This is a genomic window from Erwinia sp. S43, from assembly GCF_016624745.1.
Lineage (GTDB): Bacteria > Pseudomonadota > Gammaproteobacteria > Enterobacterales > Enterobacteriaceae > Erwinia > Erwinia coffeiphila.
Genome location: NZ_JACVTX010000003.1, coordinates 339,022 through 364,198, shown reverse-complemented (window position 1 = coordinate 364,198; position 25,177 = coordinate 339,022). Strand labels below are relative to the sequence as shown.

Annotated in this window: 26 protein-coding genes and 1 tRNA gene; 13 read left to right on the top strand and 14 right to left on the bottom strand. The window is 54.4% G+C overall.

The genetic code is table 11. The features are described from left to right. Positions 1 to 113: 113 nt before the first annotated feature. Positions 114 to 866 carry a FadR/GntR family transcriptional regulator gene (locus IBT47_RS05960; protein ID WP_200559763.1) on the bottom strand — a complete coding sequence of 251 codons (753 nt, stop codon included), beginning with the start codon at positions 864 to 866 and terminating at the stop codon, positions 114 to 116. A gap of 194 nt (positions 867 to 1,060) precedes the next feature. On the opposite strand from IBT47_RS05960, the gene IBT47_RS05955 reads away from it, so the two are divergent. From IBT47_RS05955 to IBT47_RS05920, 8 genes are all read left to right on the top strand, one after another. Then, positions 1,061 to 1,801, top strand: coding sequence for an SDR family oxidoreductase (locus IBT47_RS05955; protein ID WP_200559762.1), 741 nt, complete (start codon positions 1,061 to 1,063; stop codon positions 1,799 to 1,801). 14 nt (positions 1,802 to 1,815) lie between these two features. Next, a complete protein-coding gene (locus IBT47_RS05950; protein ID WP_200559761.1) occupies positions 1,816 to 2,664 on the top strand; it encodes a fumarylacetoacetate hydrolase family protein in 849 nt (282 codons plus the stop codon). Continuing rightward, positions 2,661 to 3,947: an L-fuconate dehydratase gene (locus IBT47_RS05945; RefSeq protein ID WP_200559760.1), complete on the top strand. Its 1,287-nt coding sequence runs from the start codon at positions 2,661 to 2,663 to the stop codon at positions 3,945 to 3,947. Before IBT47_RS05950 ends, IBT47_RS05945 begins: the two co-directional genes overlap by 4 nt. A 2-nt stretch (positions 3,948 to 3,949) precedes the next feature. Further along, entirely contained in the window at positions 3,950 to 4,807 is an 858-nt protein-coding gene (locus IBT47_RS05940) for an amidohydrolase family protein (protein ID WP_200559759.1), read from the top strand. Continuing rightward, a complete protein-coding gene (locus IBT47_RS05935) occupies positions 4,785 to 5,561 on the top strand; it encodes an SDR family oxidoreductase (protein ID WP_200559758.1) in 777 nt (258 codons plus the stop codon). The genes IBT47_RS05940 and IBT47_RS05935 overlap by 23 nt, the downstream gene beginning before the upstream one ends. Then, positions 5,558 to 5,908, top strand: a complete 351-nt coding sequence (locus tag IBT47_RS05930) for an L-rhamnose mutarotase (RefSeq protein WP_200559757.1) — start codon at positions 5,558 to 5,560, stop codon at positions 5,906 to 5,908. The genes IBT47_RS05935 and IBT47_RS05930 overlap by 4 nt, the downstream gene beginning before the upstream one ends. A 41-nt stretch (positions 5,909 to 5,949) precedes the next feature. After that, entirely contained in the window at positions 5,950 to 7,179 is a 1,230-nt protein-coding gene (fucP, locus tag IBT47_RS05925) for an L-fucose:H+ symporter permease (RefSeq protein WP_200544241.1), read from the top strand. Between the two features lie 176 nt (positions 7,180 to 7,355). Beyond that, positions 7,356 to 8,249 carry an alpha/beta hydrolase gene (locus IBT47_RS05920; RefSeq protein WP_370569861.1) on the top strand — a complete coding sequence of 298 codons (894 nt, stop codon included), beginning with the start codon at positions 7,356 to 7,358 and terminating at the stop codon, positions 8,247 to 8,249. Positions 8,250 to 8,264: 15 nt separating this feature from the next. Here IBT47_RS05920 and IBT47_RS05915 read toward each other — a convergent pair whose 3' ends face one another. Continuing rightward, positions 8,265 to 9,707 carry an MFS transporter gene (locus tag IBT47_RS05915; protein ID WP_200559756.1) on the bottom strand — a complete coding sequence of 481 codons (1,443 nt, stop codon included), beginning with the start codon at positions 9,705 to 9,707 and terminating at the stop codon, positions 8,265 to 8,267. Between the two features lie 127 nt (positions 9,708 to 9,834). On the opposite strand from IBT47_RS05915, the gene IBT47_RS05910 reads away from it, so the two are divergent. After that, positions 9,835 to 10,731: a LysR substrate-binding domain-containing protein gene (locus tag IBT47_RS05910; RefSeq protein WP_200559755.1), complete on the top strand. Its 897-nt coding sequence runs from the start codon at positions 9,835 to 9,837 to the stop codon at positions 10,729 to 10,731. A 16-nt stretch (positions 10,732 to 10,747) separates the two neighbouring features. On the opposite strand, the gene IBT47_RS05905 is transcribed toward IBT47_RS05910, so the two are convergent. The 7 genes from IBT47_RS05905 to IBT47_RS05875 form a co-directional block, all read right to left on the bottom strand. Continuing rightward, positions 10,748 to 11,713: an AraC family transcriptional regulator gene (locus IBT47_RS05905; protein WP_200559754.1), complete on the bottom strand. Its 966-nt coding sequence runs from the start codon at positions 11,711 to 11,713 to the stop codon at positions 10,748 to 10,750. Positions 11,714 to 11,896: 183 nt separating this feature from the next. Continuing rightward, entirely contained in the window at positions 11,897 to 12,784 is an 888-nt protein-coding gene (locus tag IBT47_RS05900; RefSeq protein ID WP_200544233.1) for an alpha/beta fold hydrolase, read from the bottom strand. Positions 12,785 to 12,833: 49 nt separating this feature from the next. After that, positions 12,834 to 13,676, bottom strand: coding sequence for a transporter substrate-binding domain-containing protein (locus IBT47_RS05895; protein WP_200559811.1), 843 nt, complete (start codon positions 13,674 to 13,676; stop codon positions 12,834 to 12,836). Next, positions 13,666 to 14,418, bottom strand: coding sequence for an amino acid ABC transporter permease (locus IBT47_RS05890; RefSeq protein ID WP_200559753.1), 753 nt, complete (start codon positions 14,416 to 14,418; stop codon positions 13,666 to 13,668). Before IBT47_RS05890 ends, IBT47_RS05895 begins: the two co-directional genes overlap by 11 nt. 8 nt (positions 14,419 to 14,426) lie before the next feature. Further along, the gene (locus IBT47_RS05885; protein ID WP_200559752.1) at positions 14,427 to 15,125 is read right to left on the bottom strand and encodes an ABC transporter permease subunit; all 699 of its coding nucleotides are present in this window, start codon (positions 15,123 to 15,125) and stop codon (positions 14,427 to 14,429) included. Positions 15,126 to 15,136: 11 nt separating this feature from the next. Then, positions 15,137 to 15,877 carry an amino acid ABC transporter ATP-binding protein gene (locus IBT47_RS05880; protein ID WP_200559751.1) on the bottom strand — a complete coding sequence of 247 codons (741 nt, stop codon included), beginning with the start codon at positions 15,875 to 15,877 and terminating at the stop codon, positions 15,137 to 15,139. A 393-nt stretch (positions 15,878 to 16,270) separates the two neighbouring features. Next, a complete protein-coding gene (locus tag IBT47_RS05875; protein ID WP_200559750.1) occupies positions 16,271 to 16,897 on the bottom strand; it encodes a LysE family translocator in 627 nt (208 codons plus the stop codon). Between the two features lie 227 nt (positions 16,898 to 17,124). Here IBT47_RS05875 and IBT47_RS05870 point away from each other — a divergent pair, with 227 nt between their 5' ends. Together IBT47_RS05870 and IBT47_RS05865 are read left to right on the top strand one after the other, a co-directional pair. Next, positions 17,125 to 17,577 carry an Lrp/AsnC family transcriptional regulator gene (locus tag IBT47_RS05870; protein WP_105591638.1) on the top strand — a complete coding sequence of 151 codons (453 nt, stop codon included), beginning with the start codon at positions 17,125 to 17,127 and terminating at the stop codon, positions 17,575 to 17,577. A gap of 170 nt (positions 17,578 to 17,747) precedes the next feature. Then, positions 17,748 to 18,950, top strand: coding sequence for an ROK family protein (locus tag IBT47_RS05865; protein WP_200559749.1), 1,203 nt, complete (start codon positions 17,748 to 17,750; stop codon positions 18,948 to 18,950). A gap of 72 nt (positions 18,951 to 19,022) precedes the next feature. Here the strand turns inward: IBT47_RS05865 and IBT47_RS05860 are convergent, their stop codons facing one another. The 5 genes from IBT47_RS05860 to IBT47_RS05840 form a co-directional block, all read right to left on the bottom strand. Further along, on the bottom strand, positions 19,023 to 20,264 hold the full coding sequence (locus IBT47_RS05860) for a nucleoside permease (protein WP_200559748.1): 1,242 nt from the start codon (positions 20,262 to 20,264) through the stop codon (positions 19,023 to 19,025). Positions 20,265 to 20,402: 138 nt separating this feature from the next. Continuing rightward, positions 20,403 to 21,221, bottom strand: a complete 819-nt coding sequence (locus IBT47_RS05855; protein WP_200559747.1) for a purine-nucleoside phosphorylase — start codon at positions 21,219 to 21,221, stop codon at positions 20,403 to 20,405. Between the two features lie 307 nt (positions 21,222 to 21,528). After that, positions 21,529 to 21,604 (bottom strand) — tRNA-Asn (locus IBT47_RS05850). 100 nt (positions 21,605 to 21,704) lie between these two features. Beyond that, on the bottom strand, positions 21,705 to 22,499 hold the full coding sequence (mtfA, locus tag IBT47_RS05845; RefSeq protein WP_105591599.1) for a DgsA anti-repressor MtfA: 795 nt from the start codon (positions 22,497 to 22,499) through the stop codon (positions 21,705 to 21,707). A 240-nt stretch (positions 22,500 to 22,739) separates the two neighbouring features. After that, positions 22,740 to 23,396: a hypothetical protein gene (locus tag IBT47_RS05840; RefSeq protein ID WP_200559746.1), complete on the bottom strand. Its 657-nt coding sequence runs from the start codon at positions 23,394 to 23,396 to the stop codon at positions 22,740 to 22,742. A gap of 590 nt (positions 23,397 to 23,986) precedes the next feature. Here IBT47_RS05840 and IBT47_RS05835 point away from each other — a divergent pair. Beyond that, positions 23,987 to 24,682, top strand: coding sequence for a phosphohydrolase (locus IBT47_RS05835; protein WP_105591639.1), 696 nt, complete (start codon positions 23,987 to 23,989; stop codon positions 24,680 to 24,682). Between the two features lie 81 nt (positions 24,683 to 24,763). Then, positions 24,764 to 25,012 (top strand): hypothetical protein, encoded by a 249-nt coding sequence (locus tag IBT47_RS05830; protein WP_105591602.1) that lies wholly within the window; start codon positions 24,764 to 24,766, stop codon positions 25,010 to 25,012. Positions 25,013 to 25,177 lie beyond the last annotated feature (165 nt).

Sequence of the window (25,177 nt, the reverse complement as noted above, 5' to 3'; positions counted from 1 at the left end):
ATTCTTAGGTATAGTTGTTCAGATAGCAGTTTTCCAGGCACGGAGGGCCGCCGCAGCCCTCAAAGACGGGCCGACGTTACGTTGCTGAGTTGAAAAATCTCTGGTGCAGCGACCTATTCCTGCACCCCACCAAAGGTGGAAATCACCCGCTCGATATGCAGTTTCATCGCCTGCCTGGCGGCTTTCGCATTGCGTTTTTCCAGTGCGTTCAGAATGGCAAGATGCTCATGCTCTGAAACGTTTGGCATATCGCTCGGCGTGAAGTGCGCCTGCAACATGCGGAACATGCTGCCGTAGCGGTGCCCAAGCAGGTGGCCAATGATAAATCCATAGGCGGGATTGCCGCTGGCCTGGGCGATGCGGATATGGAATAACCTGTCGCCGGGATGGGTGTGCGAATTCGCCCGGTTATCTTCACAGTTTTGTTTATAGGCTGCGCGGATCGCCTCCAGCTCGGCATTGCTGGCGTGCAGCGCGGCCAGCGCCGCGGCTTCCGGCTCAATCAGCAGGCGGGCCTGTAACAGCGAGAAGGGCGGCAGCTCGGTGGAGAAGTCCAGATTAATCCCCAGCTCGTCGTCCGGCTCGTGCCACTGGTCGCGTCCGGCTTCGGCCATCACCGGCTCCGCATTGCTGCGCCGTGCCTTGACGATTACGCCGTTGCCAACCTTCACATCGACCAGGCCGATCACCTCAAGTGCAATCAGCGCCTCGCGCACCGATGCCCGACTGACCTGTAGCTGTTCGGCCAGTTCTCGCTCGGCGGGGAGGCGGCTGCCGGGCGGAAATTCGTTATTGTCGATCAGCTTGATTAATTGATCGGCTATCTGCCTGTAAAGTCTTGGGTTTTCCATCTTTTTTATCGGCATATCGCGCTTACCTGAAAATTAAATTTAAGTGACTGCGTGCACAAAAAAGCAACATCACACTTGCCAATGTTACATAAATGTCAATAAAAAGTAATTCTTCTGCGGCCATCTCGGTACTTTTACGCCCCTCAATGTGAGGGAAAAGTTCACCGTTAATGGCCTGACCATTAGATCATTATACCAAAGGAGTTGCAATGAACCTACAGGGGAAACGCGTGCTGATCACCGCCGCCGGGCAGGGGATTGGGCTGGCTACCGCTCGCCACTTCGCCGAACTCGGAGCCGAGGTGATCGCCAGCGATATTCAGCTTTCCGCGCTGTACGATCTGCCGGGCATTACGCCCTATCAGCTGGACGTGACCGACCGACAGGCGATTGCCAGGGCGGCAGAAGAAATCGGCACGCTGGACGTGTTGTTCAACTGCGCGGGTGTGGTGCACAGCGGCAGCCTGCTGGCGTGCAGCGAGAAGGAGTGGCAGTTCGCCCTGGATCTCAACGTGACCGCCATGTTCCACATGATTCAGGCATTTTTGCCGGCCATGCTGGCGCAGAAAAAAGGGTCGATTATCAACATGTCGTCGGTGGCCTCCAGCGTGAAGGGCGTGGCTAACCGTTTCGCCTACAGCACCACCAAGGCGGCGGTGATCGGCCTGACGCGCTCGGTAGCGGCGGACTTTATCGGCGACGGCATCCGCTGTAACGCCATTTGCCCGGGCACTGTCGATTCGCCTTCGCTGCGCCAGCGTATTGCCACGCAGGCCCAGGCGGAAGGGAAAAGCGAAGAGGAAGTCTATCGCGCTTTTGTGGCCCGTCAGCCCATTGGCCGCATCGGCACTGCCGAAGAGATCGCCGCGCTGGCCGCCTATCTGGCCTCCGACGCCAGCGCTTACACCACCGGCACCGCACAGATTATCGATGGCGGCTGGAGCAATTAATTAAGGAGCTCGGCATGAAATTAGTTCGTATTGGTGAACCTGGCCAGGAGCGCCCGGCTATCGTTGATGAAACCGGCGCGCTGCGCGATATCTCCGGCTATGTCGACGATATTGCCGGGGAGGTTCTGCTGCCGCAGTCGCTGGAAAAGCTGCGTCATCTGCCCATTCATACCCTGCCGAAAATTGACGGCACCCCGCGAATTGGGGCCTGCGTGGGCAACATCGGTAAGTTTATCTGCATCGGCCTGAACTACGCCGATCACGCGGCGGAAACCGGCGCAGCGATTCCCGCCGAACCGGTGGTGTTCAGCAAGTGGACCAGCTCGGTGGTCGGGCCAAACGACGCGGTGCGCATTCCGCGCGGCTCGGTAAAAACCGACTGGGAAGTGGAGCTGGGCGTGGTGATCGGCAAGGGCGGCAGCTACATCAGCGAGGACGATGCCCTGAATCACGTTGCGGGCTACTGCGTGATTAACGATATCTCCGAACGCGAATACCAGCTTGAACGCGGCGGCACCTGGGACAAAGGCAAAGGCTGCGATACCTTCGGCCCGATCGGCCCGTGGCTGGTCACCGCCGATGAAATTGCCGATCCGCAGCAGCTTAATCTGTGGCTGGAAGTGGACGGCCATCGCTATCAGAACGGCAACACGCGCACGATGATTTTCACCGTGGCGCAGATTATCAGCTATCTCAGCCGCTTTATGAGCCTGCAGCCGGGTGACGTGATTTCAACCGGCACACCGCCGGGCGTCGGGCTGGGTCAGACCCCGCAGGTTTATTTACGTGCGGGCCAGACCATGCGTCTGGGTATCGAAGGGTTGGGTGAACAGCGTCAAACCACCGTTGGAGAATCACTGTGACTACATTAACCGCCCTGCGCGTAGAAGATATCCGTTTCCCGACCTCGCAGCATCTCGACGGCTCCGATGCGATGAACCCGGACCCGGACTACTCCGCCGCCTATGTGATTATCGAAACCGATAACCCGGCGCTGAGCGGCCACGGACTGACTTTCACCATCGGGCGCGGCAACGAGATTTGCTGTGCGGCGATCCGCGCCATGCAGCATCTGCTGGTGGGGCGGCGACTGGCGGATATCACCGCCGACATGGGGCAGTTCTGGCGGGAGATCACCGGCGACAGTCAGCTGCGCTGGATCGGCCCGGATAAGGGCGCGATGCACCTGGCGACCGGCGCGGTGGTCAATGCCGTGTGGGATCTGTGGGCCAAGTCGGCAGGCAAACCGCTGTGGCGGCTGGTGGCCGATATGTCACCGCAGGAGCTGGTGCGCTGCATCGATTTCCGCTATCTGACCGACTGCATCACTCCAGCCGAGGCGCTGGATCTGCTGGCCACCCGCGAGGCCGGGAAAGCGCAGCGCATCGCCGATCTGCAGGAAAACGGTTATCCCTGCTACACCACCTCGGCGGGCTGGCTGGGCTATGACGACGACAAGCTGCGTCGCCTGTGCCAGGAAGCGGTGGATGCGGGCTTTTCGCATATCAAACTCAAGGTGGGTCGCGACCTGGCCGACGACAAGCGCCGCGTGGCGATAGCCCGCGACGTGCTCGGCCCGCACCGCCAGCTGATGATCGATGCCAATCAGGTGTGGGAGGTCAACGAGGCGGTGGATTGGGTGAAGGAGCTGGCGTTTGCCGAACCGTGGTTTATCGAAGAGCCAACCAGCCCCGACGACGTGGAGGGCCATCGCCGAATCCGCGAAGGGGTGCATCCGATTAAGGTCGCCACCGGCGAAATGTGCCAGAACCGTATTCTGTTTAAGCAGTTCATCATGCGTGAAGCCATCGATGTGGTGCAGATCGATGCCTGCCGCCTCGGGGGCGTCAATGAGGTGCTGGCGGTGATGCTGATGGCGGCAAAATACGGCCTGCCTGTTTGCCCGCACGCGGGCGGCGTTGGGCTGTGTGAATACGTCCAGCACCTGTCGATGATTGATTTCGTCTGCATCGCCGGGACGCATGAAGGGCGGGTGATCGAGTTTGTCGACCATCTTCACGAGCACTTCCTGCATCCGTGCGACATTCGCGGTGCGGCCTATATGCCGCCGACGGCACCCGGTTTCTCCATCGAAATGCATCCCGCCTCGCTGGCACAGTACCGCTTTCAGGGCGAGGGAGCATAACGGTGCGTATTGATGCCCATCAGCACTACTGGCGCTATCGGGCGGCGGATTTTCCGTGGATTGACGCGCAGATGATGCAGCTGCGACAGGACTTTTTGCCGGTTGACCTGACGCCGCTGCTGGCGGGGCGGGATTTTGACGGCGCGATTACCGTTCAGGCGCGGCAAAGTCTGGACGAGACGGCGCAGCTGTTGCAGTGGGCGGAGTCACGCGGCAAGGCGGATGCGGTGGTTGGCTGGGTGGATATCACCGCCGCCGATCTGACCCGTCAGCTGGAAACGCTGCGCCACCCGCGCCTGCGCGGCTTCCGGCACCTGGTGCAGGATGAACCGGACCCGGCCCGCTGGCTGCATCAGCCTGCGGTCGCTGCCGGGATGAGTGAGCTACAGCGGCAGGGTTACGCCTGGGACATGCTGGTGACCTGGCGGCATTTGCCGGAGTTAACCGCTTTTGCCGCGCGGCATGATGAACACTGGCTGGTGCTGGATCATCTGGGGAAACCCGATATCGCGCGTGGCGCAACGGCCTGGGGCGAGCAGGTCGCCGAGCTGGCAGCGATGCCGCACGTGGTCTGCAAGCTGTCCGGGCTGGTGACGGAAGCCCCCGAGGGGCGGTGGAGCGCGGCTCAGCTGCGCCCGTTTATTGAGGAAGCGCTGGCGCGGTTTGGCCCGCAGCGCCTGATGTTCGGCTCCGACTGGCCGGTGTGCCTGCTGGCGGCGGAATACGATGAGGTCAGTCAGCTGCTGGAGGATGCAACAGATGCCCTCTCACTGGACGAACAGGCGCAGATTTGGGGAACAACCGCGGCCCGCGTTTATGGCCTGACAGGAGGCGAAAGTGGATCTGTTTTTAAAAGATAAAGTGGTGATTGTCACCGGTGGCGGCTCCGGGATCGGGGCGGCGATATCAAAACTGCTGGCGGAGGAAGGGGCGATCCCGGTGATTGTCACCAACCGCATGCCGGACGAGATCTGGCTGGCGGATGTGCGGCGCTTGCAGCCCGCGGTGGAAACGGTGATCGCCGATCTTTGTGATGAAGAGAACTGCCGCACGGCGGTTGAACAGGTAATGAAGCGCTTTGGCCGGGTGGATGCGCTGGTGAATAACGCCGGGGTAAACGACGGCGTCGGGCTGGAGGCCGGGCGGGCAGCGTTTGTTTCCTCGCTGGAGAAAAACCTGCTCCATTACTACCAGATGACCCATTTCTGCCAGCGGGCGCTGGAAAACAGTCGGGGTGCAGTGGTGAATATCGCCTCAAAAACCGCGCTGAGCGGGCAGGGCGGCACCAGCGGCTACTGTGCGGCGAAGGGGGCTATTCTGTCGCTGACCCGCGAATGGGCGGTGTCCCTGCGTGAAAGCGGCGTGCGGGTGAATGCGGTGGTTCCGGCCGAGGTGATGACCCCGCTGTACGAACAGTGGATCGCCAGCTTTGACGATCCCACCGCCCAGCTGGAGAAAATCAATGAACGTATTCCGCTCGGCAAGCGCATGACGACCCCGGAAGAAATTGCCAACACCGTGGTATTCCTGCTGTCGCCGCGCGCCTCGCACACCACCGGCGAGTGGCTGAGCGTTGACGGCGGCTATCTGCATCTTGACCGGGCGCTGCTGTGAGCGGCCGCACGCAGCGGTTCTGCCAGGCGCTGGACCTGGTAGACAGCGAGGAAAAAATCGCCGAATACCAGCGGTTGCATCAGCGTATCTGGCCGGAGGTGGCGGCACATATCCGGCAGCACGGAGTGGTCGATATGGAAATTTATCGCCTCGGCACCCGGCTTTTTATGATTCTGGAGGTGGACGAACGCTTTGACGGAGAACGTTTTAATCAGGCAGCGCTGAACAACCCAATCGTTCAGCGCTGGGAAGAACAGATGTGGCAATACCAGAATCCCACCCCGTGGACCGCCAGCGGCGAAAAATGGGTGGCGATGGCGCGAATATTCTCTTTGCAGGACCAATAAAAACTCTTACCACCCTACAAGTACGCTATGAGGATATAACTATGTCTACAGAACGAATCCGGATGTCATCAAGCATCGGGAGCGGCGGGAGCGTCAGTGTACGCTGGGCGTTTATGCTGATCACCACGCTGTTTTTTATGTGGGGCGTGTCATACGGCCTGCTTGACGTCCTGAACAAGCATTTCCAGGAAACGCTGCACGTGACCAAAGCGCAGTCCGGCCTGTTACAGGGTGCCTACTTTGGTGCCTACTTCCTGGTGGCAATGCCGGCGGGCTACTTTATGAGCCGCCGGGGCTACAAAGCCGGTATTCTGGCCGGTTTGATGCTGTACGCCGTCGGCGCGCTGCTGTTTGTGCCTGCGGCGATGGTGAATAACTTTATGATGTTCCTGTTTGCGCTGTTCGTACTGGCCTGTGGGCTGGGCTGCCTGGAGACGGCGGCGAACCCTTACGCCACCGTGCTGGGTGACCCGAACGGTGCGGAACGCCGCCTTAACCTGGCGCAGTCGTTTAACGGCCTGGGCCAGTTTGTCGGGCCGATGATCGGCGGCACGCTGTTCTTCTCGCAGACCACGGCGGATGAAGCGCAGGATACGGTGAAAATGACCTATGTGGCGATTGCCTGCGTGGTGATCGGCATCGCCTTCCTGTTCAAGCGCACCGCGCTGCCGGATATCCGCGAGTCGGAAGAGGCAGCGGCTCAGCACGGTAATACTTCACTGTGGCAGCAGAAGCACTTTGTTGGCGGCGTGGTCGCGCAGTTCTTCTACGTGGCGGCTCAGGTCGGCGTCGGGGCTTTCTTTATCAACTATGCCACCGAGCACTGGCACGGCGTGACCAACCAGAGTGCATCCTACATGCTCTCGGTGGCGATGATCTGCTTTATGCTGGGCCGCTTCTTCTCCACCTGGCTGATGGGCCGTGTGGCACCGGCGCTGATCCTCGCCAGCTATGCGGCAATCAACATCGTGCTCTGCGGCGTGGTGATGCTTGGTCTGGGCGATGTCTCGGTGGTCGCGCTGGTGGCGATCTTCTTCTTTATGTCCACCATGTTCCCGACCATTTTCGCCATGGGGGTGAAAAACCTCGGTAATGCCACCAAACAGGCCAGCTCGTTTATGATTATGGCCATCGTCGGCGGGGCGATCATGCCTTACTTTATGGGGCTGATTTCCGACAAGCTCAGCACCGCTGTCTCATACGGTCTGCCGCTGCTGTGCTTCGTGGTGGTGCTGTTCTATGCCTTAAGCCAGCGCCGGAACGCGGCTTAAGCACGCGGGATCATGAAGAAGATGCGGAGTTATCTGCCAGCCAAGGGCGCGGCAGGCTCCGCGGGGCTGTCTGTTTCAGAAGGATTTTGAAGCGGGCAGTAACCCGGCGGTTTACGCTGGCTTCGGCATCTGCCATGCTGACGGCGAAAATGGACAAATCGCCAGGAAGCTGCCGCGTGATTGATTTTAAAGACTATATTGCACAAACCGATTCGTTACGTGCAGCCCTGCCCGATACGGCTGTGATAAATACTGGCCAGGTGGAAGGGCTGCACTACCGGCTTTTCAGGCAGAGCGAAGAGCCTGAGGATGTGGTGGTGATTTATCATGGCGGCGGCGTAAGCGGCGATGCAGGCTACGACGTTATTGCTCGCCAGCTCTGCGCCGAAGGGCCTGTTGCGGCCTGCGTGGTTGATATTCGCGGGCACGGTTTTTCTACGGGTGAGCGCGGTACGGTCGCCCGACCTGACCGCATCTGGCAGGATGTTGATCTGCTGCTGGCCGAAATGCGCCGTCTTTTTCCCAACGCACGTCGCCATTTGCTGGGGCACTCCAGCGGAGCCGGCATGCTGCTGAACTCCCTCACACGTTTTCCCTTCACCGAACGGGCGGACAGCCTGATTTTGCTGGCACCGGAGCTGGGGCCGTTTTCCGCCACGGCGAAGAAGACGTCAGCACCGTTTGCCCGCGTGCGGCAGTGGCCGTTTGTGGTCAATGCGCTTAGCGGTGGCAGGCTGATGGGGCAGTCGCAGGGCGTCAGCCTGCTGTTCCCTGCGGCGGTGCCTGAGCCACCTGCGGGTCTGGTCCGCCACTACAGCGTTAATATGGCCAATGCCCTGACGCCGCGCCATCCGGGCAAGCAGCTGGCCGCATTACCGATTGCCACGCTGATACTGGCCGCTGCGGAAGATGAGATTATCTGCTGCCGCGCGCTGGGCGAATTAGTCGCCCGATCCGGAAATGCCAGGCTGGCGTTTCAGACGATTGATCGGGCATCACATCTGGGCTGCGTGTTTGTTGCTTATCGCTTTATTCATGATTTTGTCACTGGGTGCAAAGCGCGCCGTTGAAGGCACAACGCCGGGTTAACTGCTCTCAGCGGAGCGATCGGCGCAGATCGCAATCAGCATCCCGACCAGTGCCGCGCCGCTCAGCACGCGGAATACTTCCTGCCAGGCGGCAATCTCCGGCTGCGTGCCGAGCAGCACTGCGATGACCGCCAGCGTTATCGCACCGGCAATATACTGGCTGGTGACGATCAGTGCGCTGGCGCGGCCTTGCTGCGGTTCGGAGACGGCCGCCAGCCCGACGGCAAACATCGCCGGATAAATCAGCCCGTGGCCCAGCCCGCTGAGGACAATCCCGCTAATGAACGAAGGCGAAAGTGGATCGGTCAGATTCACGGACAGCAGCCACAGCCCCAGCCCGGCGGCGGCAAAGCCAACTATTAACAGACAGGAACCGGCAAAGCGGACGCTCAGCCTGCTGTACAACGCGTTGCCGAGCACGATCAGCAGCGCCAACGGGGTAAACAGCAGCCCTGTGGTGACGGCATCAAGATGCTGGCTCTGCTGCCACAGCAGGGTCATGGCGAAAAACTGGCTGCCGACGCTGGCCATATAGCAGGCGCTGCTGAGCCATCCCGTTTGCAGACCGGGCAGGATCCGCAGCGATCGCGGCAGCAGCGGCTGTGGCGCATAGCGTTCGTGCAGAATAAACAGCAGGATCGCCGCCGCCGCCAGGCGATTGGCGAGGAAATCCGCCTCCCCGCTTTCCGCATAACGCATGAGTGCCCACACCAGCGTACCGGCCGCCGCGCAGCCGATAACCGCAGCGCTGCCATGGAGCAAGCGGAAGATCGGCCTGTGTATTTTTCCTGCTGAATGACCGCTTGAGGTGACGCCCGGCCCCATCTTTAAGTCCGACAGGCTTGTCTGCTTGCCAGCAGCCAGAAAATGTCGTTTGACCAGCCACAGCGCCAGCAGTCCCGGCGGCAGGTTGATAAAGAAAATCGCCCGCCAGCTCAATGCGGTCAGCGCACCACCGAGGATAACACCGGCAACCAGCCCGGATGCGCCGATAGCGCTCCAGATCGCCAGCGCGCGGCGATGAGACTCACCGCTAAAACGCTGAGCCATCAGCGCCAGCACCGTTGGTTGCAGCAGTGCGGCGGCGATCCCCTGACCACCGCGTGCGGCCAGTAACAGAACACCGCTCTGTGCCAGACCACCCAGCAGCGAGGCGAATAAAAACAGCCCCATGCCGGCGATAAACATCCGCCTGGCCCCCAGCCGATCGCAGAGTGCGCCACCGCTCAGCAGCAGGGCGGCAAACGTCAGGCCGTACAGTGATACCACCCACTGCATCTCGCTGGCTGAAAGATGAAGCCGCTGCGCCAGCGTGGGCAGGGCAACGTAAACAATGGCGTAATCCAGGGCGATCAGCGCCTGGGCGATGCCGGGTGCCAGCAGCGCGCGGTAAGGGAAATCCGTTCGGGCGCGGATAGAGTCGGGGTGTATATCGGTCATAAGCTGTTCCTGTTGAGTCTTTTGATGAATCTAATTCATCTTTTTCTGCGACAGATAACAGATTAATTCCTGTGTTATGGCACAATCAAAGTCATATTATTCAGCCATAAATGAGTTAGTTTCAGCTATGAAGTCACGCCGACTGCCACCGCTTACCGCCATCCGCGCTTTTGATACCGTTGCCCGCCACGCCAGCTTTAAACTGGCGGCAGAGGAAATTGGCGTTACGCCAACCGCTATCAGCCATCAAATCCGCGTACTGGAGGAGTCGCTCGGCCAACGGCTGTTTATTCGCTCGGCGCGATCGGTCGCCATGACTCCCGCCGGAGAGATCCTGTTTCGCGCCTCCGGCAACATCTTTGCTACGCTGCGCGAAGCCGTTGACACCCTTAGCGGGTCAGACCGATCGGCTGCGATGACGCTGAGCACCACCTCGAACTTTTTAACCAACTGGCTGGTGCCCCGCCTGCCGCAGCTGAACGCCGAGCTGCCGGAGCTGGAACTTCGTCTGCATAGTGGAACCGAGCTGGTGGATGTACGCGGTGATAAAGCCGACTGTGCGATTCGCTATAGTATGCGTCCGGACGATACGTTGGATAACACGCTGCTGTATGAGGATCGTTTTGTGCTGATAGCCAGCCCGACGCTGGGTATTAAACAGCCGAAAGACCTGATCGGGCAGACGCTGTTTCATATTGAAAATCGACTGATACCCACCCACGAACCCAGCTGGCAGCACTGGAAGGACGCTTTTGGCCCCAACGAGTTGTTAGTGAAGTCCGGTCTTCATTTTGATGATGAGATGCATGCGATTCAGGCCGCGATCGCCGGACAGGGCGTGTTGCTGGCCAGTGAACTGCTGGTGCAGCACGCTTTGGCGCAAAAGCTGCTGCATATTGCACTACCGGGCAGTCTGCCTGGCGGGAAATACTATTTTGTGACCAGTGCCGACAAGGCCGGGCGCGACAATATCACGGCATTTAAACGCTGGTTGCAGCAGGAGTTTCTGCGGGTTGCACGGTGACGAGTGGCATTCACATCTACGCTGATTGATTAAAATTATCTCGCCACACCGTGGGCGGGACTTTATATTTATCACGAAAGTTTTTACTAAAAATAAATGAGCTGCTGAATCCGCAGCGCCAGGCAACCTGTTCAATTCTGAGATGGATATCGGTTTCCAATATTTCACGCGCTTTAATCAGACGTATTTCCTTAATTATCGCCATCACCGTCGTTCTTTGCTCTTTGAACGCGCGATCCAGGCTGGAACGGGAATAGCGCAATTCCAGCGATATATGGTCGGGGGATAAGGCCGGATTGGAATAATTCTGCGCGATATACGATCGGGCGGCATTATAAACGTGGCAAAGACTCCCGGTAGAAATCAGTCCCGTTTCTCTGGCAACATCGGCCAGCATCAGTAATGCCATATCATGCAGGCCGTCAAGGATCAGCGAGGTCGATTTCGCATTCAGCGAGGCGGAATGGCTGTGCAGCAGCAGCATATGCGATTTCATAAACGCCATCAGGTGATGGTTTTCCATAGAGAGCATCGGGCCGGGTAGTTTACCGTCAAAAATCTCCTTTACGGCTTCAATATCCGGGATCAGATACAGCTGCCGTACGTCATCGCTGCGATAGGTGTAGTAATCATTGCGCTCGTGCACCATTAGCGAGCCGGACGTCACCTCCGTAGCGGTGGATTTCTGCCTGCCGCTGATGATTTGCGATCCTTCCAGTAAAAGCGAGAAGTACAGCGATGACTGTGCGGTTTTGTGCGGATCGAAAACGGTAATATTTCGCGAGCCATAAGCGCTGCAAAAATCGCCCTCTACACCGGAAATGGTTTTATGCTGCGCGATAATTTCTTCCGGGCGGCGATCGTCAACAACGTCAATGCCATAGCAGCTGATATTCTGCGATATTCTCTGATAGCGTTCATCGGGTGGAATATCCGCTGCATCCAGAATATGGGGAACATAGAGTTTTGTCGGTCTGGACATCTTCCTCGGGCATCCTGTTCGAATCGAAGGTATTTTTATACACCAGGAAGAGGGGGCTGGCTATTATTGAAAGTGGGTTGAAGATATGAATATCATTTTTTGTGCTGTTAATCCGAAAAATCCCATCAATTTTATCATTTATATTAATAAATTTCGGGGGGGCACCCCGAAATCTAATATTACTTATTTATAGTCAATAAAGTTAATAATGGCCTGGTTAAATTCTTCCGGTGCCTGAATAAAGGCGAAGTGACTGGTATTGGGCAGAATCAGCAGTCCTGCTCCGGGTATGGTGTCGGCGATATATTCCAGATGCTGGCGAACAATGGCCTCGTCCCGATCGCCGTCAACAATCAGCACCGGCGTGTGAATTTTTTGCAGTTCGCTGTCGCTCCAGTTTGGCTGCGAAGCCCACATATGGCTAATCTGCTCAACAAAGGCATCGTACTGGTCGGGTGTTTTAGACAGTCGGCGATATTCCCCACCGGCGCGTTTGATATAGTTTGCGAACACCGGGTTTTTATCGGTATCCGGCTTCACGCCGCTGGTTTTCGTGTTTGGCGCAAAAGCGAAAATCTTATTGACCCGAGTTGGATGTCGAATGGCCAGATCGATGCCGATAATGCCACCATCGCTCCAGCCAACGATGTCTGCTTTCTGAATTTTAAGTACATCCAGCAGGGCGACGACATCATCGCTCATCAGATCGTAGCTGTAGGGTCGGCTGTCCCGCGTGCTGCGCCCGTGTCCACGGCTGTCTACCACAATGACCTGATGATGCTTTGCCAGCGCCGCAACTTGCTCGCCCCAGTAATCTGAGTTTGCCAGCCCGCCGTGTAACAGTACTACCGGCGAGCCTTTGCCAGCCGTCGCGTAGTAAAGCTGGATACCGTTAATACTGGCATAGTGGGGTTTGAGCGCGGCGACCGGAGCAGGCGTATTCGGTAGCTGCTGCCAGCGCTCGCTCCAGGCGATGTGGGATGACGGCCCGGCGGCGATGGCGGCTGAGCTACCGCAAACGCCAGCTACTGAGAGCAGCCCGGCAATAAGTAACGTTTTATTCCTGCGCATAGTTTTATCTCCAGATACGATAAACGGGCTGAAGTCGCCCGCTGTCACGTTATTCCCAGTCGGTATTTACCTTAACGTCGTTGGCACCAGGCAGCGCATACACGTCTTCGTTGTACCACTTGCGTGACAGCTCAGCGAGCGTCCCGTCTTTCTTCAGTGCGGCGAGTTCGCTGTCCACCGCTTTGATAAGCTTCGGATCGGCGTTCTTTTTATACAGATAGACGTTCGGGAACAGACCGACGGAATCTGAGGCTTTAAGATTCAGGTTTAGCGCTTTATTTAACGCCAGCAGCGCGCCAATAGGATAAATTGCTGCATCGTATTCTCCGGAGGCCACCGCTTTAAAGATATCGGCGGCAGACTGTTCGCCGTTGGGCTGCAGGTTGATCTGCTGCGTTGGATGCTTTTGGTTGTAGTTATCGATCACCGTGTAGCGGGCATCCGAGGTGTGGATCGGCACCAGTTTTTTCCTGCCGCTGGCCAGATCGCTCAGATTATGAATATCGTTCTCGTTATTGCGCACGATTAAGCGCAGATCGCTGAGGCCGGAAGGTTCACCGGACCAGGCGTACTTTGCCGCGCGCTCTTTGGTCAGATAAAAGTGGTCCGCAGCCAGCGTATAGGCCCCGGTCGATAATCCGACAATCATCGCATCGCGCGATACCGCGTTATAGTGGAACTTATAGTCTTTCAGCCTTGCGTCCAGCACCTTTAACAGGTCACCGTCGTAGCCGGTGATGTTGTTATTGTCATCAACGAAGCTGAACGGGAAACCGTTGGCATTGACGACCACCTCAACGGTTTCGGCATTCGGGCTTTTATCCACCGCCAGTACCGGGCTGATATTCAGCGCCAGCAGTATAGCGCTCGCCAGCAGTAATTTACTTTTCAACATATTTCCCCCAAAAAGAGTAAGACGGCACCACGTTATGCGCGTGGTTCTTCCATCGACGGCTAAGAAACAGCTCCAGACTGCGCAGTGCCCTGGCGACTACCAGACAGAGCGCGATATAAATCACCAGCACCACGCAGTAGGCTTCGACATAGTGAAACCCGCGCGCGGCGGCGATATTGGCTTTCGCCATCACATCAATCACCGTGATGGTGTAAACCAGCGACGTGTCCTTAATCAGATCGATAACCACGCTGGTGTAGTTGGGCAGGGCGGAAACGGCAGCCTGCGGCAGAATAATGCGGCGAAACTGAGTAAAGCCGGTCAGGCCAACTGACCAGGCTGCTTCACGCTGGCTTTTTTCTACCGCATTCCACGCCGAGCGAAAGGTCTCGGCGAAATAGGCGCTGAATACTACCGAAAAGGCGATAACCGCCGCGCTCAGCGGAGCCAGCTTGTAGCCATACATCGGCTGTTGCGGGCTGCCAAACCACGCGCTGGCTATCCACGGCCAGACGTAAAAGACGAAATAGAGCATCACCAGCATGGGGACCGATCGACCAAATGAGATCATTATCTGGGCGAAAGAGTGCAGCACCGGTATCCGACGAATGATTACCCACGCCAGCAGGCCGCCTAAAAGCGTAGAGAACAACAGCGATAGCAGCGTAATCGCCAGTGTGATGGGCAACGCACTGAGAATAAAAAAGGTGTTATCGCGAATAAATTCAACACTAAACATCAGTGAGGTTACTCCAGTAAATAGTGATACTTTTTCTCTATCCGTGAGGTGAGATAAAAGATGATCAGGTTAAGTAACCAATAAACAAGAATAACGCTAACAAATGCTGCTACCTGTTTAGCGCCATAACTGTTCTGTGAGATTTTTTGCGCACGGCCAAATATATCGACAATGCCGATAATATTAACCAGTGAAGTCATTTTAACCAGGTTGATTAATAAATTACCGAAATTGGGAATGGCAATAATTAAGCCCTGTGGAAAAATGACTCGCGCTATGCCGATCGAATAGGGAATATTCAGGCTTTTCAGCGCTTCTTTCTGCCCGATATCCACCGCTTCCCACGCGGAGCGCATCATTTCGGCAAAATACGGGCTGATGCCCACCGAGAGCGCCAGAATCGCAAAGGTCGTATCGCTAATTAACGCGGCAGGGAGCGCCAGTGAAGAAAGTAGCAGCTTGCCGCCAAAGAAAAACAGCAGGATCAGCAGCGCCAGCGGCGCACCGCGCAGCACGTCGGTCACGGTTTTCACCATTATCCGCAACGCTGTGGAACGACTGTAGCCTGACACGGTGAGGATCAGGCCAAGACCCAGCCCCAGCAGCAGAGAGGCCAGCGTAATACCCAGCGTGACCGTCAGGTTTTCCAGCAGCTTAGGAACAATCAGCGTCAGGTCGGCAAACGTCATAAGCGTAGGTGCGGTCATTGATCGACTCCTCAGGCGTGATAACGCAGGCGAGCGAGGAAAGACTGCGTCCGCTGATGGCGGGCCGCACCAAAAATATGCTCCGGCGGGCCCTGCTCAACGATTTCTCCCTGGTCCATAAATACCACACGTGATGCCACCTGACGGGCAAACTCCATCTCATGGGTGACGATAATCATGGTTTGCCCGCGTGCCGCAATGTCCTGAATCAGCGACAGGATCTCGCCAACTTTTTCCGGGTCCAGCGCGGAGGTCGGTTCGTCCAGCAGCAGCACGGCGGGCCGGATTGCCAGCGCGCGCGCAATGCCGATGCGCTGTTTCTGCCCGCCGGAAAGGCTGTTAGGGTAGCTGTCTTTTTTGTGCAGCAGGCCTACCAGCTTCAACAACCGTTCAGCGGTGGCGATGGCTTCATGGCGCGGACGCTTTTGCGCGTAGATCAGACCTTCGGTGATATTCTGCAGGGCGGTAAGATTATGAAAAAGATTCCATGACTGGAATACCATTGCGGTTTTAGCACGCAGCTTCTCAATTTCCTTTTTACTGGCGCGCTCGCAGTTTACCGCGACATTATCAATAGCTATGGTTCCCGTATCGGCAGGTTCAAGAAAATTGAGTGTGCGTAGCAGAGTGGTTTTTCCCGAACCGCTTGGGCCAATAATACAAATTATCTCTCCGGCCTCAATAGAAAGTGATACACCTTTTAATATCCGTTCCCCGGAAAAGCTTTTCGTTATTTTTTCTATGGCTATCATATTTTTTTCGCAGTAACCCATCCCGTGAATCAGGGATTAAGAGTGATATTTGTATTTTAAATATTGGCTTGAAAAGTGTTGGCGCTATTTAAAATTAATGGAGAGACGTTATCAGCAAGCCTCGCGGCAATCAATACGCGGGCTTGAGCTAATAAATCACAACATCATCATAAAAATTAATATAGTCAGGGTGAGAGGTGAGAGGTGAGAGGTGAGAGGTGAGAGGTGAGAGGTGAGAGGTGAGAGGTGGTGGTTGCCTTAACCGGGTCAGCCCGCTAAGGACCGACCCGGGGTGTTATTCTGCGTAGCTGTGTTCCGCTGCGGGGAAGGATCCATCCTTGTTTGAGCGACGTCGTGCCAGCCATCGTCAATCTTCTTCTGCAAAATAGCGTCTTAGTGGAGTATGCGAATAAGCTGTTCGGTAATCAAAATGAGCGCGATAACGATCATCAGTACGCCGGAGGTGCGGCTGACCAGCCGGGCGGCGTTGGGACGCGTCTGCAGTATGGCCCTGGAGCCGTAACCCACCAGCAGGTAAACCACGGAACAGCTGACAATATGCAGCAGGCCGAGTGCGGCCATCTGCACGGGTAAGGGCCACGATCCCTGTGGGTCGGTGAACTGCGGCAGCAGGGCGAGGAACAACAGAAACACCTTTGGGTTCAGGCCGCTGACGCACAACCCCCGCAGCGCCCACTGCCATCCGGAGCTGTGTTCTGCATCTGCCGCCACCGCAGGCACAGAGGGATTTCGCAGCATACCCATCCCCAGCCACAGAAGGTAACCCGCTCCCGCTACGGTAAGAACGGCCATTGCCGAATGCATACTGGCGATAAGTGCGCCTGTGCCGATGGCCACAACGATCGTGGCGAGTAAATGCCCCGACAGCAGCCCGGCAATAGCAGGAACGATGGCCCGGCCACGTAAACCGGCGGAAATAGCGTAGGCCCAGTCTGCGCCCGGCGTGATGATTAACAGTGCGGACACGGCCCAGAAGGCGATGAAGAGATGCAGGGACATTTTTCTATCTCTCTGATTTAGCGGGGGAGTGCTTATGTTTTTACAGTGAATTAAGCGATGAGTGTGAGCAGCGGGCACCACGGTATTTTGCTTATTGCCTGAAAAGGGCTCATACAGCGTTGTTCTCGTCTGATGATGAAATCGGGAAGAAAAGATTATCCTTTCAGCGTTGAAATGTGCTTCCATACCTGTGGTTACTTTCGACCTTATTGGGTAAATTTTTCCAAATGGACAGAATAGACAGGAAGATTCTTGCTGAGCTGCAATCAGACGGCCGGTTGTCATTAACCGATCTGGCCGACCGCGTAGGATTAAGCCTTTCCCCCTGCCATCGGCGGGTTCGTGCGCTGGAAGAATCCGGGGTCATAAGCGGCTACCGCGCCCACATTCAACCGGAACGGCTGGGGCTGACCTTTTTTGCCATCGTGTTCGTGACGCTAAAAGAGGGCGATCGCCAGGCCGTTGCGGCGTTTGAGTCTGCGGTACAGCAGGTCAAGAATGTGACGCTGGCACAGCGACTGTTCGGCGATCCGGATTACATCCTGCATGTGATTACTGAGGATTTGGAAGCCTTCCAGCGGCTCTATGATGAGCAGTTAAGCGGAATGCCCGGAGTGCGAAGACTGACTTCAACGCTGGTGATGAAGACGGTGGTAAAAGATGGGCCAATGCCGGTGTAGGCTAAAAATATAACGATGTTGAATAGAGGTCTGGTGTGAAAATCAACCTCTTTTACCCTATGGAATATATTATTATGGTACGGATCATGGTTACGCAGGCGCTGTGTCGTGCGTTGAGATAAAAACTGATATTTTGCATTTAATATCGGTGAATCATCATAGGTGGCGACGTGTTACTCAATCTACTGCATGAATTTCGTGAGTCTAAAAATTCAAAAACGCGCAAGCTTAAAACGCTGTACAGATTGATACTGAATCACGGGCCAATAAGGGCAGAGACATTATCGTCACTGGCCCATATCCAGTCGGCAACCTGTGCAAGATTACTGGATGAATTAAGCAAAAGCGGCCTGATTTCGACCGCCGAACTTGGCGAGTCTACGGGCGGCCGTAAACCCATTCTTTATCAGATTAATTCAGCGGATGGCTATGTTATTGGCATCGAGATTAGTGATATTTACTCCACCGTGCTATTACTTAATCTGAAGCTTGATATTTTAGGTATGGTGAAAGTTCAGAATAAACGTGTTGAACCTATAGATCGGATGATTGATGGTTTACTGATTAAAGTTGATGCGCTTTTGTCGGAACATAATTTGACGACGAAGGATATTTTAGGCATCGGAATTGCGCTGGACCACATTCTTGAGCGGGATAAAACCCCACCCGATCGCTATGAGTCTGAAATTTCAGCAATTCAGAATGTTATCGCAAGCAGAGTCGGCTGCCTGGTGACTATCGGTAGCGGAATAAATTTTGCGGCTTTAGCGGAATATCGGTTACGGTATAAATCACAAAGTCAGCGATTTTTATTTACCACCTGCGATACTGAAATCCGCAGCTGCACTATTATCGACAGCGTACTTTCTCGCCTGCCCATCAGCACCGCCCAGTCTTTTGGGCACACGACAATAGATATCAATGGGCTTCACTGTGAATGTGGTTCTGAAGGTTGCCTGAAGCAGTACAGTTCATTGGCGGCAATAAAAAATCAGGTTATACAGCAGCTTCGGCTGGATAAAGAATCAGTGATTAATACGTTGGTTAAAGACGAAAGCGAAATTGATTATCATGTCATTTTTCAGGCACTGGCTATGGATGACCCTCTCTGCCAGTCTGTTTTAGCCGAAGCGGCCCGCTATTATGGTGTGGCAATTGCCAACGCGGTGCTGATATTCCAGCCTGATGTGGTTGTCTGTGGCGGCACGTTAACGCCAAAGAATAACTTTTTTGCGCTGACTAAAGAAACGATAGAAAGAAAGATATCTGCTTTTCCGCATATTAAAACCCGCATATTCTCTGCCAGTGATTCTTATGAAATTGTTGCTCAGGGGGCGGGTGGGGCAGTATTAGAAAAGTATCTTGAAGAATAAAGAACGCTATCCATTGGGAGTAAACTGACAGATAACTGCGGGATGTGCAGGTATCTGTCAGAGTCTTTTCTATTAGCAGGCAGGTACTTCTTCTTTGTGATGGTAGTGGAAGGTAAAGTAAAAAATAACGGACAGAACGGCAGTATAAGCCGCGAAAACCAGCCAAATTGTCGGCCAGTCCTTCACGCCATCAATACTGAAATAGTCAACGACCCGCCCGCTCAGTATCGCGCCAAAGTAAGCGCCAACGCCATTCACCATGGTCATAAAGAGCCCCTGTGCGCTGGCTCTCATTCGGGTATCGACGGTTTTTTCGATAAAAATAGAGCCTGATATATTAAAGAAATCAAAAGCACAGCCATACACAATCATCGACAGAATTAAAAACAGTAAGCCAATCGTTGAAGGATCGCCTAAGGCGAAGAAGCCAAATCGGAGCGTCCAGGCAAGCATGCTGAGCAACATGACCGTTTTAATGCCGTAGCGTTTTAAAACAAAGGGAATCGCCAGGATAAAACAGACCTCTGCCATTTGTGAAATCGACAGCAGCAGAGAAGGGTACTGAACAATCAGGCTGTCTTGATACTCAGGGTTCCGGGCGAAGTCATGCAGGAACGGGCTGCCAAACGTATTGGTAATCTGTAAAACCGCACCTAACAGCATGGAAAAAAGGAAGAACACCACCATGATGGGTTGCTTAAACAACACCAGGGCATCCAAACCTAACTTGCTTCCTAAGCCGGAGGTGATGGCTTTTTTTACCACGGGAATGTGCGGTAGCGTCAGGGAATAGACTGCGAGTAACAAAGAGCAACCGCCAGCAATGTACAGCTGATTGCTGCTTAATTCGAACTTCAACAGGCTGATCAGCCACATGGCAATGATAAAACCGACCGTGCCGTAGACGCGGACCGGGGGAAAGTTCGTTACGGAGTCGAGCTGATACTGGGACAGTGAAGAGTAGCTGATTGAGTTTGATAGAGCGATGGTCGGCATAAATGCCATCGCATTGATCATCATGACCAGGAACATCACCGTCGGGTCGGTTACCGTTGCCGCGTAAAACAGCGTACCCGCGCAAACCAGATGGCAAATCATATACAGGCGATTCGCCGGGATATATTTGTCGGCGATAATGCCTATAATCCCCGGCATCAAGATAGCAGCGATGCCTTTTGAGCTGTACACGATCCCCACTTCTGCACCGGAGAAGTTTAGCGTTCTCATCATATAGGCACCCAGCGTCACCAGCCAGCATCCCCAGATAAAATACTGCATGAACAACATTATTTTTAAACGGTATCTAATGTCCATAAAAGCTCCGGCCGGGACAGTGCGCTATGTATTTTGATGGATGACTGATTAACTCAATCAACATAATGAAATGACCACAGGTACTGTATATTTGGCGCTGTTAGCACCTGTGGATTAATTAATAAACTGCCGTCAGGGTCAGAATCGCTTAATGACCTCAGTCACCAGATTCAGGAAGGTTGATTTCACTCTTTCTGCTGTTTCAATCACCTCATCATGGCTCAGTGGCTGATCCAAAATACCGCACGCCATATTGGTCAGGCACGAAATCCCCACCGTCTTAATCTGCGAATGATGCGCAACCAGTGCCTCTGGCACCGTTGACATTCCTACCGCGTCTGCGCCGAGCGTTCTGATCATGCGGATCTCTGCCGGTGTTTCATACGTGGGACCGGTCCACCAGGCATAAACGCCTTCACGAAGTGATACTCCTTGCTCCTGAGCGACATCCTTAATTGTCTGGCGAAGTGATTTGTTATAAACCTCGCTAACGTCTAAGAAGCGGGTTCCCAGTTCCGGGTTATTCGGCCCCATCAGTGGATTCGCCGCCGTTAAATTAATATGGTCGGTGATCAGCATCAGGTCGCCAGGATTAAATGCTTTATTGACCGCACCGCAGGCATTGGTGATGATTAATTTCTCAACGCCTAACGCTTTCATTACCCGCACCGGGAAGGTGACCTGTTCCAGCGAAAACCCTTCGTAATAATGGAAACGCCCCTTCATTGCCACAACGGTTTTATCGGCAATGGTGCCGATAACCATTTCATTGGCGTGCCCAACCGCTTCTGACTTCGCAAAGTGCGGGATCGCGCTGTAAGGAATACGTACGGCATTTTGCAGCGTGTCTGCAAATGGACCCAGACCGGACCCCAAAATAATACCGACGGTGGGCTTGAGGTCGGTGTGTTCTTGAATAAATTTCAGGCTTTCTAAAATATCATGTGTCTGGTGCATGACGGCTCTCCGCAAGAGTTCTTAATTGGATTTACGGCGATTATATCGCCGGCAGGGGGAGGGGTAAGCGATCTTGATCTCATTTTAAGAAAAAGTGGCGTTAATGGGCAAAACGGGGTGGGTTGCGGCGCTGGCTTTAGAAAAAACGCTACGCGCAGGCCGCGTATAGTTCACTGATGCTTAACGCCAGGAGGGGTTTCACGTTGAGTTTGTGTGCCGGTATCACAGCCGCGAACAGCATCCAGGCGGTTGTTTCGCGCATAGCAAAAAGCCCGCTTAAGTTTCCTTAAGCGGGCTTCTCTAAATATGGCTCCTCTGACTGGACTCGAACCAGTGACATACGGATTAACAGTCCGCCGTTCTACCGACTGAACTACAGAGGAATCGTTTGAACGAGGCGCATATTAGCGATCTGCCTGTTGCCTGTCAACAGCAAAAGTAGCGGTGCTATCTGAATGGCGTAGTTTGCAGCAGTCCGTTGTTTTAATGCACAATTCCATCCGGGTTTTGCTGTTCTAACGTGAGTTCCAAACGCTGATAGGGGTCCTGGCGATAAAACTGGCGCAGCCGCTCGTAAACCTGCGGGAATCTTACCAGCAGCAGTTCCGGGGCACTGAAGAAATACTCCGACAGCACGGCGAAGCATTCCGCGGGATCGCTGGCCGCATAGGCATCAATGGTCGCGGCGTTTTCTCCAACAAGGTCAACCTCTTCCTGAATCGCGTTCATCGCCGCCAGCATATCGCGCTCCCAACCGGCAACGTCACGGAGTGCCATGGCCGGAATACCGGTTGACTCGCCGCTGCCGTGTGCGTCCAGCTTGTGTGCCACCTCGTGGATCACCAGGTTATAACCGGAGCGGTCAAAAGAATCCTGAATATCCAGCCAGTTAAGGACGATCGGGCCCTGTTCCCAGCTCTGACCGGACTGCACCATGCGTTCGCGGTGAACCAGGCCAAACTCATCCTGCCATTCGTCATCAACCATAAAAGGGGTAGGGTAAACCAGCACTTCCAGAAATCCATCCAGCCAGTCGTAGCCGAGGTTGAGCACGGGAAGGCAAAACAACAGTGCCAGACGACAGCGTTTCAACTCGTCCAGTTCAAGATTCTGTAAGCCAACAAGACGTTTCTGGCGCAAAAAGCGTGCGGCGAGCGCGATCAGTGTCTGGCGTTCATCTTCATTGAGCGGAGCCAGCAGGGGGATCTCAAGCGCCTGTTGCCAGGGTAATCCACTGGTCGCTGCGTCATCATCGCTTTTCCACGGCCATTTGATCATGCTGATATTGCCCCCATGCGGTAATGAATTCCTCTTACACCATGCCGCAGCCGCACAAATGCTGCAACGGGTTAATACACATTGCATGAAATTTGAGCGGCTGACGGGTGCGATGCTGATGAAAGTTGCCAAAAATGATGGCAAATTGAGGGGGATATTCAACCAGTTATATTAGGAATTGTCTGTGATGAAGCGCAAACGACGCTGAAAAACTTCAGCGTCGCGCATCATTCACAACGCTCAGACTCGCTCAAAATCGATGACCCAGACCCAGGGGTTCACTTCCCAACTTGTACCGCCATACTGCGCGGTCCATGCCTTGCGGTAGGCTTCTTTTGGGGAGTCGGTTTCGCTTTGCATGGTAAAGAAGTTATTTAAAAAATGGCTGTCGAACTGCACACCTTCAGCGACGATGTCATCATCACTGATGTCCTGGATTTTTTCCACGCGCAGGCGGGTGATCAGCAGGTCAATACGGCTGGCCCAGCGCGGCATATGAATACCAGCCTGCCAGCCGGGATGACCGATGCCATCTTCACTTCCCCAGGTACTGGTATCGGCCCGGTAGCGGCAATACTTACGGTCCCTGAACGCCGCCGGGTCCTGTTGATAGCGTGCAACGTCTTCGGGGGCAATAACCGGCCCGCGCCAGGTTTCTCGCACCCATAACCGATCGCCCGGCTGGCCGTGCGGGCTGTGGTGGCTGATGTTCTCCATGCTCATTACCAGGTTTCCTTGCAGGTGGTTACGCTTTACATCAATGCCGTAACAGCCTTCATGATTATCCTGAACCGGTCCGAAAGGTTGGGATTTCATGATGCGCCGGGTCTGGCTTTGACGGCCAGATAGCAGGGCGCGCACCCGTTGATCGCTGAACAGAATCGGGCGTTCTTTCATGGGATAACCTCTATATCTTTCTCAACCAAACCAGCTACATAGTTAAAATGAAAACACAATGCGGAGAACTCCTAACTTAAACCTTTAACACCAATCAGGGGCATTTTTTTGGTAAAACATCAGTAAAATTTAATAAAAAAAACGGAAAGATAAAACGCCACTGATGACGCTATGCTGGCAGTTGAATTGCCGTATTCGGGTAGCGACCCGACGTCATTTTTGCAGCGTAACATATTTTACATGTTGCTTAATTACAATGTCTTAAAGCGTAGCGGCATTTTTAAAATATTCAGAAAAGTGTGGAGCATACCTGGAGAGACCAGCACAACGCAAACGATAATCCTCTGCACACGATGGCAGGTGAAACGTTTCGTTACCTTTGGCCTGTATTATGACTGCTTAATGATTTGGGTGATTTTTAATCAGCATGAATTAGCAGCTGAATACATCAGCCTGCATTCAGGCTGTAACATAATGAATACATGCACTATATAGTGATGAGGGTCGCATTTTTATCGCGTTGACGCAGCACGTTGCAGTGGCTTATTGCCGCTGAGATCTCAACAAGTCCAAAGAATGAAGGAGAGTCTATTATGCTGAACACCTGGCAATCGCGCTTCGAACAGTGGCTGCATCAGAGCTGGCAGAAAGAAGACAAAGCGCATGATGTGGCTCATCTGGCGCGCGTATGGCAAACCGCACAGCGCATTATGCAGGGAAGCGAGGCCGACCCGCTGGTGGTTTTGACCAGCTGCTATTTTCACGACATTGTTAACTTACCGAAAAATCATCCGGAGCGGCATCTGGCCTCTGCCCAGGCGGCGGAAGAAGCCCGGCGGGTTCTGCTGACGGAGTTTCCGGACTTTCCTTCAGAAAAAATTGCCGCCGTAATGCACGCGGTTCACGCCCATAGCTTTAGCGCCGCCGTGACGCCAGAAACGCTGGAAGCAAAAATCGTACAGGATGCGGATCGGCTGGAATCTCTGGGGGCTATTGGCCTGGCGCGGGTGTTTTATGTCTCCGGTGCGCTGGGGCGTTCGTTGTTTGACAGTCATGATCCCCTGGCCCGTGAAAGGCCGCTGGATGATGCCGAATGGGCGCTGGATCACTTCCAGAAAAAGCTGCTTAAGCTGCCGCAAACTATGCAGACCGCCGAAGGCAAACGTCTGGCAGAAATCAATGCTGATTTCTTAGTGGCCTATATGGCAAAACTCTGTGCGGAACTGCAGGGCGATTTCTGCGGCACGGATCGGCAGGTATTGGCTGAATTTGCGGTTAGCCACTAATATATTAAATTTTTATGACAGTATGGTTAAATTTAGCTTAACAGGCTAATTTGATGTGTAAATTTATCAGGAGATTCAACAATGACTGAGACAGTAAGCCTGACGTTAAAGATCGATCCTGTATTAAAAGAAACACTGAAAGCCATTGCGCTGGAAAACCAGACTTCGGTCAGTCAGGAAGTGACCCGCCGTCTGCTGATCACGCTTGAAGGGGCAAAAGAACCGGAAGTGGACAATCAGGATACTGCTGAAGAACTGTCAGAACAGCTGAGCGCAGCAGAACTGAAGCAGGTTCGTGCGCTGCTGAAAAAGAGTAAAAAGAAAAAGTAAACGCTGAGGAAGTTTCGCGTATCCGCTGCGATTAACGCCCCTCGTTGTGAGGGGCGTTATGTTTATCTCTATTTCAGTGTTTTGAACAATTCATGCACCGACGGTTTGTCACTGTGCCTGTGCCATTCACTGGGTGATTGTCTCACTGCTGTCTCTGACAACGCT

What these genes read in the sequence shown, in the direction of transcription:
- IBT47_RS05955 (WP_200559762.1), top strand. Translation starts at nt 1,061, where the DNA reads ATGAACCTACAGGGGAAACGCGTGCTGATCACCGCCGCCGGGCAGGGG.
- IBT47_RS05860 (WP_200559748.1), bottom strand. Translation starts at nt 20,264, where the DNA reads ATGGACATTAGATACCGTTTAAAAATAATGTTGTTCATGCAGTATTTT.
- IBT47_RS05960 (WP_200559763.1), bottom strand. Translation starts at nt 866, where the DNA reads ATGCCGATAAAAAAGATGGAAAACCCAAGACTTTACAGGCAGATAGCC.
- IBT47_RS05875 (WP_200559750.1), bottom strand. Translation starts at nt 16,897, where the DNA reads ATGTCCCTGCATCTCTTCATCGCCTTCTGGGCCGTGTCCGCACTGTTA.
- IBT47_RS05885 (WP_200559752.1), bottom strand. Translation starts at nt 15,125, where the DNA reads ATGACCGCACCTACGCTTATGACGTTTGCCGACCTGACGCTGATTGTT.
- IBT47_RS05900 (WP_200544233.1), bottom strand. Translation starts at nt 12,784, where the DNA reads ATGCGCAGGAATAAAACGTTACTTATTGCCGGGCTGCTCTCAGTAGCT.
- IBT47_RS05905 (WP_200559754.1), bottom strand. Translation starts at nt 11,713, where the DNA reads ATGTCCAGACCGACAAAACTCTATGTTCCCCATATTCTGGATGCAGCG.
- IBT47_RS05880 (WP_200559751.1), bottom strand. Translation starts at nt 15,877, where the DNA reads ATGATAGCCATAGAAAAAATAACGAAAAGCTTTTCCGGGGAACGGATA.
- IBT47_RS05915 (WP_200559756.1), bottom strand. Translation starts at nt 9,707, where the DNA reads ATGACCGATATACACCCCGACTCTATCCGCGCCCGAACGGATTTCCCT.
- IBT47_RS05910 (WP_200559755.1), top strand. Translation starts at nt 9,835, where the DNA reads ATGAAGTCACGCCGACTGCCACCGCTTACCGCCATCCGCGCTTTTGAT.
- IBT47_RS05855 (WP_200559747.1), bottom strand. Translation starts at nt 21,221, where the DNA reads ATGCACCAGACACATGATATTTTAGAAAGCCTGAAATTTATTCAAGAA.
- IBT47_RS05950 (WP_200559761.1), top strand. Translation starts at nt 1,816, where the DNA reads ATGAAATTAGTTCGTATTGGTGAACCTGGCCAGGAGCGCCCGGCTATC.
- IBT47_RS05890 (WP_200559753.1), bottom strand. Translation starts at nt 14,418, where the DNA reads ATGTTTAGTGTTGAATTTATTCGCGATAACACCTTTTTTATTCTCAGT.
- fucP (WP_200544241.1), top strand. Translation starts at nt 5,950, where the DNA reads ATGTCTACAGAACGAATCCGGATGTCATCAAGCATCGGGAGCGGCGGG.
- mtfA (WP_105591599.1), bottom strand. Translation starts at nt 22,499, where the DNA reads ATGATCAAATGGCCGTGGAAAAGCGATGATGACGCAGCGACCAGTGGA.
- IBT47_RS05840 (WP_200559746.1), bottom strand. Translation starts at nt 23,396, where the DNA reads ATGAAAGAACGCCCGATTCTGTTCAGCGATCAACGGGTGCGCGCCCTG.
- IBT47_RS05870 (WP_105591638.1), top strand. Translation starts at nt 17,125, where the DNA reads ATGGACAGAATAGACAGGAAGATTCTTGCTGAGCTGCAATCAGACGGC.
- IBT47_RS05830 (WP_105591602.1), top strand. Translation starts at nt 24,764, where the DNA reads ATGACTGAGACAGTAAGCCTGACGTTAAAGATCGATCCTGTATTAAAA.